We start from the raw sequence: 12,934 nt of genomic DNA, 5'->3' as shown, positions 1-12,934 counted from the left end.
CGTTATTTTTCAAAGGCCTGCAGCGCCAGCGACGCCATGGCGCGTATGCCGGCATAGGACTTGGCCGACGCGATGAACCGGCCATTGTGGCAAAAGCCGGCGTCGTCGACCCCGGTCACGGCCGCCAGTTGCGCGTCACGCAAGCCGGCCCATGCCTCGGGCAGATCGGCGCGCGCGGTGAAACTGTCAGGGCTGACCGGGATCGTGTGGATCATGTGGCGCTGCTCGGCGATATTGTGGCTGATGACGAACAGCACTTTGGGCATTTCCTTGCGCACCACCTGGGTCCAGGGCACCGCGCCGTTTTCCAGAAACAGCACCCTGCCCTCTTCGAGCACCTCCGCCCGCCTTACCAGTTCGACCGAGAGCATGGCGCCGACACGGTATTTGACCGCGTTGATCATGATGTCGGTGAGTAGTTCCATGGCGCGGGTGAATTGACTGAGCCTGTGTGCATCGGCGGCGTCGCCGTAGCCCAGATTTTGCTCGTCGAGCCAGTTGGGATTGAACCCGGACACCACGGCGGACAGGCCATAGCCGCCCGGCGCGTTCTTGGCCGCGCCCACATCGGACAAGTCGAGGTACTGCACGATATCGGCGTCGATGGCATGCGCCATTTCCACCGCCTTATCGTCCGCCAGCTGGTGCCCCGTATGCGCCGCGGCGAGCGTGCCGACGCAGCGCGCCCCGTATTCCCGCCACACCAGGCCGGCGCTGGCGTAGGGCACGCCGCTTGGCCGCGCGCCCGAGAAACCCTTCTGGTGGTGGTCGAAGCGCCCCGTGGCAGGGTCCCAAACACCGCCGACGTCCACCGCGAAGTCGGCCGCCTCGACCCGTGCCGGCTCGCGCGTGCGCGCAACCTCGGCCTGGGGAAACAATATCTTGAGCACCGCCACGGCCCACGCGTCGTCGGCGTGGAACTTGCCGCTGTGGGTCACAATCACCATACAAAATCCAATCTCCTGTCCGCAGTGCCTTATTGCACGGCGGCTGACGCGGCGCTCCGGTCTCCGGATGGCGCCCTGGAGGAATGATACCGGGTTTGGGCCCGCGGCTCCCCGAAAACGGCCGTGGGCGGCGGCGGAAGTCCAGGCATGGCGCACATCAAGTGAACCGATAATGACCCGCTTTTGACGATATTTGTACCGAATCACGTTGGACACACCAAGATTTGTTCGATAATATCAGTATCAAACGGTTCAACAACGGTTCAAGCAAAGGCGCTTGATACCGGGTCACACGGTGACAGCCGTCAAAAACCCCGCATTTCGCGATGATTCAACTACAGGAGCTCACAATGAAGAAATTTCTCATGGCAGCAGCAATGACGATGGCGTTTGGCGCGGCAAGTGCGGCCGACATCGTCGAGACGGCAAAATCGGCGGGCACGTTCAACACCCTGGTCACGGCGGTGGCGGCGGCGGGCCTGGTCGACACGCTCAAGGGCCCGGGGCCGTTCACGGTCTTTGCGCCGACCGACGCCGCGTTCGCCAAGATCCCCAAGGCCAAGCTCGACGCCCTGCTCAAGGATAAGGCCGCGCTGACCAAGGTCCTCACTTACCACGTCGTGGCGGGCAAGGTCATGGCAGCCGACGTCAAGCCAGGCATGGTCACGACGGTCGAAGGCAGCGCGGTGAAAGTCAAGGCCAAGAACGGCAAGGTGATGGTCGACAATGCCCACGTCACCAACACCGACATCGGCGCCGACAATGGCGTCATCCACGTCATCGACACCGTGCTGATGCCGAAGATGTAAACCGGGCACGCCCGCCCACGTCCCCCTTTGATACGCCAACGCATGTTGGCGTTTTTTTGAGCGATGCCGAAACGATGCAGAAACAATGAAAACGGAGCCGCACAGCATGATGGACAGCCTTCCCGACCAATTCCACGCACTTGTGACAGGAGCGTCCGGCACGATCGGCGCCGCCCTGGTCGATTTGTTGACAGCGTCGCCGCGCTGCGCGTCGGTGCGTGGCCTGCATCGCCAGTCGTCGCCGCGGCTCGACTTCGCCGACGAAGACAGCGTCGCCGAGGCCGCGCGGCAACTCTCGCACGGCCCGCGCTACCACCTGATCATCAACGCCGCCGGCCTGCTGCACACCGATGCATTCATGCCGGAGAAACGCCTCGCCGACCTCAATGCCACGCAGATGCGGGCCACCTTCGAGGCCAACACCTTCGGCCCCGCGCTGCTGCTGCGCCACTTCGCGCCGCTGCTCGACGGCGAACGCGCCATCATGGCCATGCTGTCGGCGAAAGTGGGCAGCATCGGCGACAACCGGCTCGGCGGCTGGTACAGCTACCGCGCCTCGAAGGCCGCCCTCAATATGCTGGTCAGGACGGCGGCGATCGAGGTCTCGCGCAGCCAAAAGAACAGCGTGCTGGTCGCGCTGCATCCGGGCACCGTCAACTCGCCCCTGTCGCGCCCGTTTCGGGGAGAGACCATCGGCCGCCCCGCGCATGACGCCGCCGCCGACATGCTGCGCGTGCTCGACGCGCTCACGCCGGCCGCGAGCGGCTCGTTCAGATCGTACAACGGCGACGAACTGCCCTGGTAGCGGCCGCCCGGCCCTGCGGCCACGCCCAAACGCCCAACCGCGCCCCCCAGCGCCCGTCAGCGCCAGCCCTGCAGCCATTGCGCCGCGTCGTTCAGTTCGCGCCAACGCAGGGTGAAGCTGCGCCCCGTCAGCACCGCCTCGATCGTGACGGCGTCGACCAGCCCGCCCGGGACGTCCGGCGATACCAGGGCGGTGACGATGAAATGCTTTTCCTTGTTGAGCGGGACGGTGGCGGTCCATTTGCTGCGCAGCAGCTTGGCCGCTTGCAGGCGGCGCGTTTGCGCGCGCGCGTTCTTGCGCGCGGGGGCGGTGGCGCCGGCCGGCCCGACCGCTCCGTAGTGGACTGGGGCGGGGGCGGGGGCGGGGGCGGGCTTGGCGTCGGCGATGTCCTCGTTTGGCATGGCTTTCCTGGTCTCTGCTTAAGGTTCACATCCCGGCGGGTTCACATCCCGGCGGGCAAGGGCAGGCCCTCCGCCCGCGCAACGCGCTCGAGCGCGGTTTCGATCAACATGCGGGCGGCGCCGGCGGCGTGGCCTAGTTGCTCGTGCAGCAACGCGTCGTCGACGGTGCGCGCGGCGCACTGCTCGCTGTAGCGCTCGAAGCTGCCCAGCATCAGCAATATCTCGGACAGGTGGCGCGGGCATTCGCAAGCGACGCTGCTGCCGGCGGCGGCCAGCAGCGCCAAGGCCCGGTCGTCGAAGCGGGGCGGGGCCGGCGCCCCCAAGCGCGGCTGCGCCGCCTGCATCCGCGGCTGTGGGGCCGGCACGGCGGAGAGCGCCATCTGGCAGAGCAGGACGATCTCGGCGGTATCGGCCGGCGCGCGCGCGACGAGGCAGCCGTGCGCGCGCAGTTGGCGGATCGTGGCGCCGGAACAGAAGCGGTAAAGCACCACGGCGGCGAGGCCGAGCTGTTGGCGCAGCGCGGCGACCGCCGGCACGACACTGTCGTCCGGTTCAGAGATTTCCATCAGCAGCACCTCGGCGCCGGCGCCCGACAATGCCGTCGCCGCGCCGCCCAGATCGTGGCAATGGGCCACGATGTCGAGCGCGAGCATTTCGCGCCCGCCGCCCAGGCGCAGCGCGAGCGCCTGGCCCACCAGCGCCACCCGCAGCGGCCCCACTGGCGCGCGCGCCGCCGGCACCACCGCCAGCGCGCCCAGTTGCTCAAGCGGCAACTGGGCCAGCGCGCCGATCGGATGACCCTGGTCGACCAGTTGCTTGATCAGCCGGAGCCGCCGCACCTGGGCGTCCGAATACAAGCGCTGCCCATGGGCGCTGCGGCCGGTGTCGGAGATGCCGTAACGGCGCTCCCACACCCGCAGCGTCTCCACCGGCAAACCGGCGAGCCTGGCGGCGACGCCGCTGCGATATTGGGCAAGGTCGCCGTCGGCAGCCCCGGGGGATTGTTGAACCATGATATGAACCGTGTTGTGCCGTTGTAGGCTCGATTATATCGCGGGATGCGATCGGAAATTACTAATATCGGCCATAATCCAGTTCAATTCCGGTTCAAGCCATTCCCAGCGCCGAAGCGTCCCACGCCCGCCCCACCCGGCCGCGGCAGGCCGGATGTCAATACCGCCGCACTTCTCATCATTGACGGCGCCCGCAAGCCCGGCGATACTCGCCGCTCCGAGATTGCCGGGCTGCACAATGCACGCCATTCCCCGGTCCTGACAAGAAAACCCTGGAGCCCGCCCTATGCCGCCTGTATCTGTTCCCATGATCACCAACGATGCCGTCATTTTCGGCATGCTCGCCGTCATACTCGGCGGCGTGATGTGGACGTCCTCCCGCGAGGATGGTGGTTGGAAAAAATTCTACAACTACGTGCCCGCGCTGCTGCTGTGCTACCTGCTCCCCTCGCTGCTCAACACACTCGGCGTGATCGATGGCACGACCTCGAAACTGTACCCGGTGGCGCGCGACTACCTCCTGCCCACCTCCCTCGTGCTGCTGTGCGTGGCGATCGACTTCAAGGCCATCGTCCGGCTCGGTCCGAAGGCGATCATCATGTTCCTGACCGGAACCGTCGGCGTCATGATCGGCGCCCTCGTGGCGTTCGAGGCGATGCGCGTGATCCATCCCGAGACCGTGGCCGGCGACACCTGGCGCGGCATGACCACCGTGGCCGGCGCATGGATCGGCGGCGGCGCCAACCAGGCCGCCATGCGCGAGGTGTTCAACGTGGACGCGACGATGTTCGGCCAGTTCGTCGCCGTCGATGTCCTGGTGGGGAGCCTGTGGATGGCGTTTTTGCTGTTCCTGGCCAGCCGCTCCGCCGCGTTCGACCGTTGGACCGGCGCCGATCTGACCGCGCTCAACCGCTTGAAAGACAGCATCGAGAAATACCAGGCGCAACACGCGCGCATCCCGACCCTGACCGACATCATGATGATCCTGGCGATCGGCTTCGGCGCGACCGGACTGGCCCATTTCATGGCGCAACTGCTGGTAGGCTGGATCGCCACCCTGCCGGCCGAATGGCGCCTGCAGGACTACAGCCTGACCTCGATGTTCTTCTGGATCGTCGTGATCGCCACGACCATCGGCCTGCTGCTCAGCTTTACAAAGGCCCGCACCTACGAGGGCGCCGGCGCCTCGCGCCTCGGCACGGTGATGCTCTACGTGCTGGTGGCGACGATCGGCATGCAGATGGACCTGAGCGCCCTGCTCGACCGTCCGTGGCTGTTCCTGCTGGGCCTGATATGGATCGCCGTCCACGGCGGCTTGATGATCCTGATGGCCAAACTGATCCGCGCACCGCTGTTCATGATGGCGGTCGGCTCGCAGGCGAACATTGGCGCCGCGGCATCGGCGCCGGTCGTCGCCAGCGCCTTCCACCCGGCGCTGGCGCCGGTCGGCGTGTTGCTCGCCGTGCTGGGGTATGCGCTCGGCACCTACGGCGCGTACATCACCGGCATCTCCCTGCGCGCGCTCGCCGGGGGTTGAGCGAGAGCCGGCCGGAAGTTTCCGGCCAATGCCTGGTGCGCGACGCCAACCCCCACCGGTTGGCGTCGCCGTTTCTGGCGGCCACCTCGCTGCATTGCGTCACAAGGAATCCAGATTCCCCGTCACGCTTCGCGCCTGCCGCTGGAAATCGGCGATCTCCGCTTCATCCATCTTGGCCAGTTGGCGGTACACCATGCCGATGCGCGGGTTCCGCTCGAGCGTGGCCGCATTGCGCTGAAAAAAATCCCAATACAGCGCGTTGAAGGGGCAGGCGCGTTCGCCGACACGGAGCTTTTTATCGTAGTGGCAGCCTTTGCAATAGTCACCCATGCGATCGATGTAGGCGGCGCTCGAGACATACGGTTTGGTGGCCAGCAAGCCGCCGTCGGCGAACTGGCTCATGCCGACGGTGTTGGGAAGCTCCACCCACTCGAACGCGTCGATGTAGACGCCAAGGTACCAGCGGTGCACCTGTGCCGGGTCCAATCCCGCGAGCAGCGCGAAATTGCCGATAACCATCAAGCGTTGGATGTGGTGCGCATGTGCCTGCTCCAACGATTGGGTGATCGCATGCGAAAGGCAATTCATCCTGGTTTTGCCATCCCAAAACCACCCGGGGAGCGCGCGCGTGTGCCCGAAAAAATTCTTCTCGGCGTAGCCGGGCATGTTGGCCCAGTACACACCGCGCACATATTCGCGCCACCCCAGTATTTGGCGGATGAAACCTTCGACCGCGGCCAGTGGCGCGCGGCCCGCCTGGTACGCCGCCTCGGCCCTGGCGACGACCTCGCGCGGGTTCAACATTTTCACGTTCAAGGCGAACGACAACAAGGAATGGAACAGGCGCCACGCCTTGGCGCTCATCGCGTCTTGAAAATCGCCAAACTGCGGCAGCGCATTGTCGATGAACGCATCGAGTTGATGCAGGGCTTCTTCGCGGTCAAGGGCCCATGCGAACCGGTCGGCCTTTGGATTGCCGAAGCTCTTGACGCCCGCGCCAACAATCGTTTTCCACAAGGCGGAATGGTCGTGCAAGGCCCGCGCATCGGCCGGTTCGGCGGGGACGCCGCGCCACGGCTTGCGGTTGTCGTGATCAAAGTTCCACTGTCCCCCGAGCGGCTTTGTGGAATCGTCCATCAACACCTGATGTTCGACCCGCATCCGGCGGTAAAAAAATTCCATCAACCATTGTTTGCGTCCCATAAAGATATCCGCAGCGCCATTGCGGGTCGTATAAAAATGGTCGCTGTCAACCATCAACCACGGGATCGGCGAGCGGCGTCCATGCAGGTACAACTGCTGGTCCAGACGCCATTCATCCGGTTCCTGGTATTCGACGGCGGTGGCGCGATACTGCGCGGCCAGCGCGTCGATATTGGCGGGGATCGATTGCAGGTTGCGGGCGTCGTCGATGGCGAGGTAGTGCAGCTTGTGGCCCGCCGCGCGCAACTGCCGCGCCAGCGCGCGCATCGCCGCGAAAATCGCCAGGATCTTTTGTGCGTGATGCAGCACGTAGTCGGTTTCCTGACGCACCTCCATCAGTACATAGATCGTCGCATCGTCGACCTCGCCGAACCAGCGGTGTTGCGCATTGAGCTGGTCGCCCAGGATCAGTCTGAGCCTGGGGCCGTCCGCGTTTGTCATTCCGGTCATTTTTTGAGTTCGTCGTTAGTTGTCAACATGCTATATTTGGCGCCGCAACCGACTATCGTCACCGCACCCGCGAGGCGCGTTTTCAGGAACTCGAATTTGCGCGCCGCGTCTAATTTATTACATTTTGGCGCTGTCGGGCGCCGCAGTGGGGAAGCCATGAAAACCACGCGCATTGCCGCGACGATCGCGGCCATTGGGGGCGTAGGCGTTTTGGTGCTGGCAAATCTGCCGCAAACAAGCGCGGCGCCAGCCAAGCCGATCGACCCGTTTTTTGCTTTTGCCGACGGCGCCGCGTGCACGTCGACCAGGCCCGGCCGCCCGCCCCTGCTCCAACGCATGATCCTCGCGCAGGCCGAAACCACGCCATTCCAGCCGTCCAAGCAATTGCCCGGCAAGGCCGCCGGCGGCACCCCGCCCCCTTACACCGACCTCGGCACGCTGCATTATCGCATCTCGACCGCGAGCGACAAGGCGCAGGCCTATTTTAACCAGGGCATGCGCCTGACCATCGGCTTCAACCATGCCGAAGCGGCCCGCGCCTTCCGCGCCGCGCAGCAGTTCGATCCCAACTGCGCCATGTGCTTCTGGGGCGAGGCGTTCGTGCTGGGACCGAACATCAACAACCCGATGTTCCCCGACGCCGTCGTGCCCGCCGTCGCGGCGGCGGCGCGCGCCGTCAAGCTGTCGGGCGCCGCAAAGCCGGCCGAACAAGCCCTGATCAAGGCCTTCTCGCGGCGCTATGCCGCCCCGGCGCCGGCCGAGCGCGCGCCGCTCGACCAGGCCTACGCGGCCGCCATGACCGAGGCGGCGCGCAATTTCCCCACCGACGACACGGTCCAGGTACTGTTCGCCGACGCGCTGATGAACCTGTCGCCGTGGGACTACTGGGAGGCCGGCGGCGGCAAGCCCAAGAACCGCACCGCGGAGTTGGTCGATGCGCTCGAGCGCATCCTCGAACGCAATCCCACCCATCCCGGCGCGATCCACTATTACATCCACGCGGTCGAGGCGTCGACCCATCCCGACAAGGTCCTGCCCTACGCGCGCCAGCTGGCCAGGCAGATTCCCGGGGCCGGGCACATCGTCCACATGCCATCGCACATCTATTACCGTGTCGGCCTGTACCGCGACGCGCTCGAAAGCAACCTCGACGCGATCGCCGTCGACGAGAAATACTTCAAGACCTCCGACAGCGACCCCGTGTACAAGGGCGCCTACTATCCCCACAACATCCACTTCGTCATAGTGTCGGCGCTCATGGGGGGCGACGGCAAGACCGCGCTCACCTCGGCCAAGCTCGACAACTCGCTCAGTGCGGCGCTGGTCAAGCAGTTCAGCGTGATGCAGCCTGTTAAGTCAGCGCCGTATTTCTCGCATGTGCAGTTCAGCAGTCCCGACACGCTGCTCGCGCTGCCCGACCCCGGGCCCGATCTGGTGCTGGTCAAGGCCATGTGGCACTATGCGCGCGCGGTCGGCCACGCGCGCAAGGGGGCGCTCGCCGACAGCCGCAAAGAAATCGACGCGATCGCGGCCATCGAGCGCAACGCCGACTTCAAGCCCACCACCGACACGGGCGTGCCGGCGCGCGAAATCGTCCAAACCGCGCGCGCGGTCGCCAACGGCCGCCTCGCCGATGCCCGGCGCGACTGGCCGAGTGCGATCAAATACTACCAACAGGCCGTCGCGATCCAAGACAAGCTGCCGTACACCGAGCCGCCGTACTGGTACTACCCGGTGCGCCAGTCGCTGGGGGCGACGCTGCTGCGCGCCGGCCGCCTCGACGAGGCCGAGGACGCGCTGCGCGCATCGCTGGCGCGCACCCCTAGCAACGGTTGGGCGCTTAGCGGACTGATCGAAGTCTACCGCCAGCGCGGCGACGAGGCCGCGCTCGGCGCCGCGCGCAAGCGCTTCGAGACCACCTGGCTCGGCAAACCGGGGGGGCCGGCATTGTCGGATTTGTAGAGCGGCCGCTCCCGACCCGGGGGATTGCGCCCCGGGCCGCCCAGGACAAATTAACGCCACCTTCGGGTGGCGTTTTTGTTTGCGGGATGGCTGTTGTTCCGCCGGGTTACAAAATCCGAAATTCATTGCGGAAAGTTAGTTGCGTAAATATAATGTTTCGGCAACTAATAATTATTAGCCGACAAACGGCACCCACCTAGGAATGAAATGACAAAAATGCCCCTCCGCGCCCGCGCAATCTCCCTGGCGGCGCTGTGCGCCGCAGTCACAACCCTCAGCGGTTGTGCATCGATCGTCAGCGGCACCAACCAGGTTGTGTCCGTCGAGACGCTGTCGGAAGGGAACAAGGTAGCCGGTGCAAGCTGCAAGCTCGAGAACGAAAAGGGCGTGTACTTCGTGACCACCCCGGGTTCCGTCACCGTGCGTCGCGCCTTCGGCGACATGAGCGTCAAGTGCGAAAAATCAGGCCTGCCGACCGGTGTGGCAACCATCAAGTCCAGCACCAAGGGCATGCTCGCGGGCAATCTTCTTTTCGGCGGCGTGATTGGCGCCGGGGTCGATATGGCGTCGGGCGCCGCCTATGACTATCCCGTTTTGATGCAGATCACGATGAGCGAAATGGTCGACAACGCCTTGCAGGCACAGCCGGCCGGAGCGTCCCCGGCAGTGGCAGGCGCGATGAAGTAATCCCGCCGGATTTTGCGCAACCGACGCCGCCCGTGGGCGGCGTTTTCATTTGCTTGTCGGCACCAGCGAGCGGGCCTGGCACTTGCTGTCATTGCGGCCTTCGGGCTGCCGGCTCAGTCGCAAGCGCAGCCGATTTCGCCTCGGTTCGAGAAAGCTGGTGCGGATGCCGGCACACCTCCTTCGCCGGCAAGGGGCCCCCATGCCCCATGTAGAATTTCTCCATCCCGGCGCCGACGAGGCCAAGCAACGCGGACGAAGGTAACTCTATGATGAAATCCTGGCACATCGAGAATCCGCTCGGCTGTCCAATGGTGGTGGCCATTGACATCATCAGCGGCAAATGGAAGCCGGTCATTCTTCACATGCTATCGACAGAAACCAAAAGGCTGTGCTATGTGTTTGTCGAAGGCGTCGTAAATGCGCATGCCGCTGGCCCGTTCAAACACATGGCCCGCGACATTGAAGTCCCAGTTATTGTAGTAATAGTGGGCGCCGGCCGCGAACTGTCCGCGCTTCGGCATGGCGCCGATCATGCTTTCAGCCTCCGCCGCCGCCGCGTGATAGACGCCGGAACGCGACTTGAGCAGGTCCAGCAAAAGCGCCGAGCGCTCCTGCGCGTTCAATGCTTGCGGCGCGTCGTCGATGTCGAGCTGGGCCAGGGTCTGTTGCAGGTCGATCGCGCCGCGCTCGACGTAGATTCCGTACAAGGAGCTGAGCAAGGCCTTGCGTATCGAATGAACCAGGATCTTCTTGCGTATGTCGCCCCACTCAAAGAAGACCTTTCCGTCGTGCAGGAGGACCATCGATTGCGAGCCGGAGGAATGCAATGCCTCCCTTAATTTTTCCAGCTTTTCGCTCGAATAGCCGGCCTGCTCCGGCGAGATTCTCTCGAATCGATCGGTGCCCTGCGCCAGGCACGGCAACAGGAGAGCGAGTGACAGTAAAACAGCAGGAATAACTGATCGCACAACCGACCTCGATTTTATGTCGACATGAAAACTTGACAATGATATGCCAAGACATTGAAATTGAAAATCCTCACGCGACCACTGCCGCCGACATGGCGACCACAGGGCGCGCCCGTTGCGCCGCCACGAACGCCGCTCCGGGCCGGCCGGACTGCGCGAGGATGCTGACATGAACCGCACTTTTCGTTTTACGCAATATTTCCAACTGGAATGCATGCTACCCATGACATTTCCGCACGGGATGAAAAGACATTCCACAATATGAAATAGACAGCGGGGAACGCGCGCCTCGAGCATTCCATTTTTCGAAAGTCGATTCCACATTACAAAAAATACTTTACATGCCATTGAATTTAAACGAATTAATTTTAGTTATATGTCTTATATAAGACTCGATGCCCGTGCGGAAAACGTCTATCATTACTACATGCACTTCGCTTCCTCGCCGCCTTGTTAGCACGTGGTCGAACCAACGCAGCGATACTTAAAACGACTTTCAACCTTGCCCACATCCAGGAGATTCACATGTCACAGTATCAAGACGATATCAACGCCATCGCCGGCTTGAAAGAAAAAGAAGGTAGCGCTTGGAACGCGATCAATCCTGAGTCGGCCGCCCGCATGCGCGCGCAGAACCGCTTCAAAACCGGTCTCGACATCGCCAACTACACGGCCAAGATCATGCGCGACGACATGGCCAACTATGACCTCGACTCGTCTAAGTACACCCAATCGCTCGGCTGCTGGCACGGTTTCATCGGCCAACAAAAGATGATCTCCATCAAAAAGCACTTCAACTCGACCGACCGCCGCTACCTCTACCTGTCGGGCTGGATGATCGCCGCGCTGCGCTCCGAATTCGGTCCGCTGCCCGACCAGTCGATGCACGAGAAAACCGCCGTCGCCGACCTGATCCGCGAGCTGTACACCTTTCTGCGCCAAGCCGATGCGCGCGAGCTTGGCGGCCTGTTCCGCCAGCTCGACGCTGCCGAGGGCGCCGCCAAGCAAGCCATCCAGGACCAGATCGACAACCACATCACCCACGTGGTGCCGATCATCGCCGACATCGACGCAGGCTTCGGCAACGCCGAGGCGACCTACCTGATGGCCAAGCAGATGATCGAGGCGGGCGCGTGCTGCATCCAGATCGAGAACCAGGTCTCCGACGAAAAGCAGTGCGGCCACCAGGACGGCAAGGTCACCGTGCCCCACGAAGACTTCCTCGCCAAAATCCGCGCGGTGCGCTACGCCTTCCTCGAGCTCGGCGTTGACAACGGCCTCATCGTTGCCCGCACCGACTCGCTCGGCGCCGGCCTGACCAAGCAAATCGCGGTAACGCGCGAGCCGGGCGACCTCGGCGACCAATACAACTCCTTCCTCGACGTCGAGGAAGTCTCGACCGAGTCGATGAGCAACGGCGACGTCGTCATCAAACGCGACGGCAAGCTTCTGCGTCCCAAGCGCCTGCCAAGCAATCTGTTCCACTTCCGCGCCGGCACGGGCGAGGAGCGTTGCGTGCTCGATTGCATCACCTCGCTGCAAAACGGCGCCGACCTGCTCTGGATCGAAACCGAAAAGCCGCATATCGCGCAAATCGGCGGCATGGTCAACGAGATCCGCAAGGTCATTCCGAACGCCAAGCTGGTCTACAACAACAGCCCGTCGTTCAACTGGACCCTGAACTTCCGCCAGCAGATGTTCGACAGCATGAAGGGCGAAGGCAAGGACGTGTCGGCCTACGATCGCAGCAAGCTCATGAGCGTCGAATACGACGCCACCGAATTGGCGATCGCGGCGGACGAGAAGATCCGCACCTTCCAAGCCGACGCCGCCCGCGAAGCTGGAATCTTCCATCACCTCATCACGCTGCCGACCTACCATACCGCCGCGCTGTCGACCGACAACCTCGCGAAAGACTACTTCGGCGACCAGGGCATGCTCGGCTATGTCGCGGGCGTCCAGCGCAAGGAGATCCGCCAGGGTGTCGCTTGCGTCAAGCATCAGAACATGTCGGGCTCCGACATCGGCGACGACCACAAGGAATACTTCAGCGGCGAAGCGGCCCTGAAAGCTTCCGGCAAAGACAACACGATGAACCAGTTCTAAGGGTTCGCGCCGCTGTCAAAAAAAGCCCGCTTCGGCGGGCTTTTTT

At 63.6% G+C, this 12,934-nt stretch carries 11 protein-coding genes; 6 read left to right on the top strand and 5 right to left on the bottom strand.

Annotated features, from left to right (window positions below):
* Positions 1-2: 2 nt before the first annotated feature.
* Positions 3-947: an MYG1 family protein gene (locus tag C7C56_RS08300; protein WP_106756968.1), complete on the bottom strand. Its 945-nt coding sequence runs from the start codon at positions 945-947 to the stop codon at positions 3-5.
* A gap of 350 nt (positions 948-1,297) precedes the next feature.
* On the opposite strand from C7C56_RS08300, the gene C7C56_RS08295 reads away from it, so the two are divergent.
* Together C7C56_RS08295 and C7C56_RS08290 are read left to right on the top strand one after the other, a co-directional pair.
* The gene (locus tag C7C56_RS08295; protein WP_106756967.1) at positions 1,298-1,756 is read left to right on the top strand and encodes a fasciclin domain-containing protein; all 459 of its coding nucleotides are present in this window, start codon (positions 1,298-1,300) and stop codon (positions 1,754-1,756) included.
* 85 nt (positions 1,757-1,841) lie between these two features.
* Positions 1,842-2,561: an SDR family NAD(P)-dependent oxidoreductase gene (locus tag C7C56_RS08290; RefSeq protein ID WP_229458416.1), complete on the top strand. Its 720-nt coding sequence runs from the start codon at positions 1,842-1,844 to the stop codon at positions 2,559-2,561.
* Positions 2,562-2,617: 56 nt separating this feature from the next.
* Here C7C56_RS08290 and C7C56_RS08285 read toward each other — a convergent pair whose 3' ends face one another.
* Both C7C56_RS08285 and C7C56_RS08280 read right to left on the bottom strand, forming a co-directional pair.
* Positions 2,618-2,962, bottom strand: a complete 345-nt coding sequence (locus C7C56_RS08285) for a TIGR02450 family Trp-rich protein (protein WP_106756966.1) — start codon at positions 2,960-2,962, stop codon at positions 2,618-2,620.
* Between the two features lie 41 nt (positions 2,963-3,003).
* Positions 3,004-3,975, bottom strand: coding sequence for a MerR family transcriptional regulator (locus tag C7C56_RS08280; protein WP_106756965.1), 972 nt, complete (start codon positions 3,973-3,975; stop codon positions 3,004-3,006).
* A gap of 286 nt (positions 3,976-4,261) precedes the next feature.
* Between C7C56_RS08280 and C7C56_RS08270 the strand changes: the two genes are divergently transcribed.
* A complete protein-coding gene (locus C7C56_RS08270) occupies positions 4,262-5,512 on the top strand; it encodes a DUF819 family protein (RefSeq protein ID WP_106756963.1) in 1,251 nt (416 codons plus the stop codon).
* A gap of 99 nt (positions 5,513-5,611) precedes the next feature.
* On the opposite strand, the gene C7C56_RS08265 is transcribed toward C7C56_RS08270, so the two are convergent.
* Positions 5,612-7,165: a cryptochrome/photolyase family protein gene (locus C7C56_RS08265; RefSeq protein WP_370660187.1), complete on the bottom strand. Its 1,554-nt coding sequence runs from the start codon at positions 7,163-7,165 to the stop codon at positions 5,612-5,614.
* Between the two features lie 156 nt (positions 7,166-7,321).
* Here C7C56_RS08265 and C7C56_RS08260 point away from each other — a divergent pair, with 156 nt between their 5' ends.
* Both C7C56_RS08260 and C7C56_RS08255 read left to right on the top strand, forming a co-directional pair.
* Entirely contained in the window at positions 7,322-9,127 is a 1,806-nt protein-coding gene (locus C7C56_RS08260) for a tetratricopeptide repeat protein (RefSeq protein WP_229458414.1), read from the top strand.
* 207 nt (positions 9,128-9,334) lie between these two features.
* Positions 9,335-9,814 (top strand): hypothetical protein, encoded by a 480-nt coding sequence (locus tag C7C56_RS08255; protein ID WP_106756961.1) that lies wholly within the window; start codon positions 9,335-9,337, stop codon positions 9,812-9,814.
* A gap of 365 nt (positions 9,815-10,179) precedes the next feature.
* Here C7C56_RS08255 and C7C56_RS08245 read toward each other — a convergent pair whose 3' ends face one another.
* On the bottom strand, positions 10,180-11,007 hold the full coding sequence (locus C7C56_RS08245) for a serine hydrolase (RefSeq protein ID WP_181373067.1): 828 nt from the start codon (positions 11,005-11,007) through the stop codon (positions 10,180-10,182).
* Positions 11,008-11,307: 300 nt separating this feature from the next.
* Between C7C56_RS08245 and C7C56_RS08240 the strand changes: the two genes are divergently transcribed.
* Entirely contained in the window at positions 11,308-12,888 is a 1,581-nt protein-coding gene (locus tag C7C56_RS08240; RefSeq protein ID WP_106756959.1) for an isocitrate lyase, read from the top strand.
* The last annotated feature ends 46 nt before the right edge of the window (positions 12,889-12,934 follow it).

It is taken from the genome of Massilia glaciei, from assembly GCF_003011895.2.
Lineage (GTDB): Bacteria > Pseudomonadota > Gammaproteobacteria > Burkholderiales > Burkholderiaceae_D > Telluria_A > Telluria_A glaciei.
The sequence above is the reverse complement of the archived record's forward strand: the minus strand, read 5'-3'. Positions and strand labels throughout refer to the sequence as shown.

Excerpts from the sequence above, each read along its gene's own strand:
- C7C56_RS08240 (WP_106756959.1), top strand. The coding sequence starts at position 11,308 with ATGTCACAGTATCAAGACGATATCAACGCCATCGCCGGCTTGAAAGAA.
- C7C56_RS08265 (WP_370660187.1), bottom strand. The coding sequence starts at position 7,165 with ATGACCGGAATGACAAACGCGGACGGCCCCAGGCTCAGACTGATCCTG.
- C7C56_RS08280 (WP_106756965.1), bottom strand. The coding sequence starts at position 3,975 with ATGGTTCAACAATCCCCCGGGGCTGCCGACGGCGACCTTGCCCAATAT.
- C7C56_RS08285 (WP_106756966.1), bottom strand. The coding sequence starts at position 2,962 with ATGCCAAACGAGGACATCGCCGACGCCAAGCCCGCCCCCGCCCCCGCC.
- C7C56_RS08300 (WP_106756968.1), bottom strand. The coding sequence starts at position 947 with ATGGTGATTGTGACCCACAGCGGCAAGTTCCACGCCGACGACGCGTGG.
- C7C56_RS08260 (WP_229458414.1), top strand. The coding sequence starts at position 7,322 with ATGAAAACCACGCGCATTGCCGCGACGATCGCGGCCATTGGGGGCGTA.
- C7C56_RS08295 (WP_106756967.1), top strand. The coding sequence starts at position 1,298 with ATGAAGAAATTTCTCATGGCAGCAGCAATGACGATGGCGTTTGGCGCG.
- C7C56_RS08290 (WP_229458416.1), top strand. The coding sequence starts at position 1,842 with ATGAAAACGGAGCCGCACAGCATGATGGACAGCCTTCCCGACCAATTC.
- C7C56_RS08270 (WP_106756963.1), top strand. The coding sequence starts at position 4,262 with ATGCCGCCTGTATCTGTTCCCATGATCACCAACGATGCCGTCATTTTC.
- C7C56_RS08245 (WP_181373067.1), bottom strand. The coding sequence starts at position 11,007 with ATGGGTAGCATGCATTCCAGTTGGAAATATTGCGTAAAACGAAAAGTG.
- C7C56_RS08255 (WP_106756961.1), top strand. The coding sequence starts at position 9,335 with ATGACAAAAATGCCCCTCCGCGCCCGCGCAATCTCCCTGGCGGCGCTG.